The 2,262-nt window shown below is 71.1% G+C and carries 4 protein-coding genes; all 4 read left to right on the top strand.

Translation table 11 applies throughout. From position 1 onward, the window contains the following. Positions 1-690 (top strand): AAA family ATPase (locus ACFR9S_RS02475; RefSeq protein ID WP_379817996.1); only part of this gene is annotated, 690 nt, incomplete at its 5' end. A 6-nt stretch (positions 691-696) separates the two neighbouring features. Continuing rightward, on the top strand, positions 697-1,044 hold the full coding sequence (locus ACFR9S_RS02470) for a hypothetical protein (RefSeq protein ID WP_379731803.1): 348 nt from the start codon (positions 697-699) through the stop codon (positions 1,042-1,044). Between the two features lie 52 nt (positions 1,045-1,096). Next, positions 1,097-1,552 carry a hypothetical protein gene (locus ACFR9S_RS02465; protein ID WP_379817995.1) on the top strand — a complete coding sequence of 152 codons (456 nt, stop codon included), beginning with the start codon at positions 1,097-1,099 and terminating at the stop codon, positions 1,550-1,552. Between the two features lie 51 nt (positions 1,553-1,603). Then, positions 1,604-2,077, top strand: a complete 474-nt coding sequence (locus ACFR9S_RS02460) for a pyruvoyl-dependent arginine decarboxylase (protein ID WP_379817994.1) — start codon at positions 1,604-1,606, stop codon at positions 2,075-2,077. Positions 2,078-2,262: the final 185 nt, after the last annotated feature.

Raw genomic sequence — 2,262 nt, 5'->3', positions numbered from 1 at the left:
GTGGGGATCCAGCCGCCGAGTGGCATCCTGCTCCACGGCCCGCCGGGGACGGGGAAGACGATGCTCGCGAAGGCGGTCGCCAACGAGACCGACGCGACGTTCATCAAGATGGCCGGCTCCGAGCTGGTCCGGAAGTTCATCGGCGAGGGCGCCCGCCTCGTCCGTGACCTGTTCGAACTCGCGTCCGAGCGTGAGCCCGCCGTGATCTTCATCGACGAGATCGACGCCGTCGCGACGACGCGGACGGACTCGAAGACCTCCGGCGACGCCGAGGTCCAGCGCACGATGATGCAGCTGCTCTCGGAGATGGACGGGTTCGACGACCGCGGCGAGGTGCGCATCATGGCCGCCACCAACCGCTTCGACATGCTCGACGAGGCGATCCTGCGACCCGGCCGCTTCGACCGCCTCATCGAGGTGCCCAAGCCCGACGTGGAGGGGCGCAAGCGCATCCTCGAGATCCACGCCGCCGAGCTCAACCTCGGCGACGACGTGGACTTCGACGAACTCGCCGAGGCGCTGGAGGGGTACTCCGGCGCCGACATCGCCGCCCTCACGACCGAGGCCGGCATGTTCGCGATCCGCGACGGGCGCGAGGAGGTCCGGATGACGGACTTCGAGGACGCCCACGAGAAGATCGAGGAGACCTCCGAGGAGGCGCCGACGACCGGCCCGGTCGCGTTCCAGTAAGGGCGGATGAGTGACGGCAGCGACCGCACCCCGATCACCGGTCCCCAACCGGCCCAGGGGCTGGCGATGGCGGCGCTGCTCGTGTTTCTCTGCGTACTGGTCTTCTACCTCGGCCAGCCGGGCTACACGCACGCGCGGCTGGCGCTGTTTCTCGCCCTCGGCGCCGCCGCCGTGCTGGGCACTTTCGGTGTCGTGACACAGCGAGCGCGGGTCGCCGCCGCGGGCGCCGCGATGCTGGCGCTGCTGGGGTTCTGGCAGGCGACGCTCTGGATCTTCGTGCTCCCGATGGCGGGCGTCCTCGCCGTGGCGGGCCTGCTGATCGCGCTCGACGAGCGCACGGTCGAGCGGCGGTAGCGTCGCCGCGCACACCACAAAGCGTTTCTCGGCGCCGACACCAGCGCCGGGCATGGTCCCCGGTATCGTCCCCGACATGCTGCTGGGCCTGCTGGCCCTGACGGCGTTCGCAGCCGTCGCCCTCCTCCCGGTACTGCTCTCCAGTGCGGTCCGCCGACTCGGCCGCCGATGGCCGACCGGCTCGCTGGGCGTGAACTACCTCGTCGCCGCGGCGGCGTTCGGCACCACCCACCTCGCGGGCATCATGGCCGCCGTCGCGCTCCACGGCGGGAGGCTCGAACAGGACGTGTTCAAGTGGGTCGCCGGCATCACGCTCGGGAACGCGCTGCTCTGGTGGCTCGCCGTCGCGGTCGTGCTCCCGCTGCGTGGGGTCTGGGAGCCGACGCGGGAGGGCGAGTGGGACGGCCGCATCGCGCTGACGGTCGGGCTCGTGAGCTACGCCGTCGCGACCGCCGTGGCGCTGCTGGCCATCGTCGTCGTCGCCATCGCGTTCTACGCCCCCTGGTAGCCGGGACCGCGAGTCCGTAGCCCCTTTCTCCGCCCGGCGCCGAGGTCGGCCGTGAGCAGCAGCATCCACGTCGTCGCCGGCGCCGGCACCGCGCCGACGGAGAAGGCCGCCTACGACGCCGCGCTGGCCGACGCGAACCTCCACAACTACAACCTCGTCCCCGTCTCCTCGATCGTCCCGGCCGACGCCGAGGTGGTGACCGTCGAGCAGGCGCCGGATCTCGGCCCGGCGGGGAACCGCCTCAACGTCGTGCAGGCCGAGCGGAGCGCGGTCGGCCCGGAGACCGTCGCCGCCGGCATCGGCTGGGCAACCGGTCCCGGTCCGGGGCTGTTCTACGAGGCCGACGCCGAGGCCGAGGCCGACGTGCAGGCCCGGCTGGAGGCGGGGCTCGCGGCGGGGCGGGAGCTCCGGGAGTGGACGTTCGACCACGAGGAGACGCTGATCGAGTCCGCCGAGGCCGCGCCCGGCGAGCACACGTGCGTGGTGGCGTTGGCGGCCTACGGCGAGAGCGAACCGATCTGTTGATTCTGTGGGTTAGGCGTCGTTCGTTTTGGTGGTGGTGAAGCGACGAACAGGGTCGGCAATACCGTGAAAGCCCCTGCCCGCTCGGTTTTGGTTCTGTGCTCCGAAAAGGAGATTCACGACAGCAACATCGTGAAAGCCCCTGCCCGCTCGACGGCTGCGACTCGCTGCGCTCCTCGCTTCGCTGC

The sequence above is a fragment of the Halolamina salina genome, from assembly GCF_042678005.1.
In the GTDB taxonomy this organism is placed as follows: domain Archaea; phylum Halobacteriota; class Halobacteria; order Halobacteriales; family Haloferacaceae; genus Halolamina; species Halolamina salina.
The sequence above is the reverse complement of the archived record's forward strand: the minus strand, read 5'-3'. Positions and strand labels throughout refer to the sequence as shown.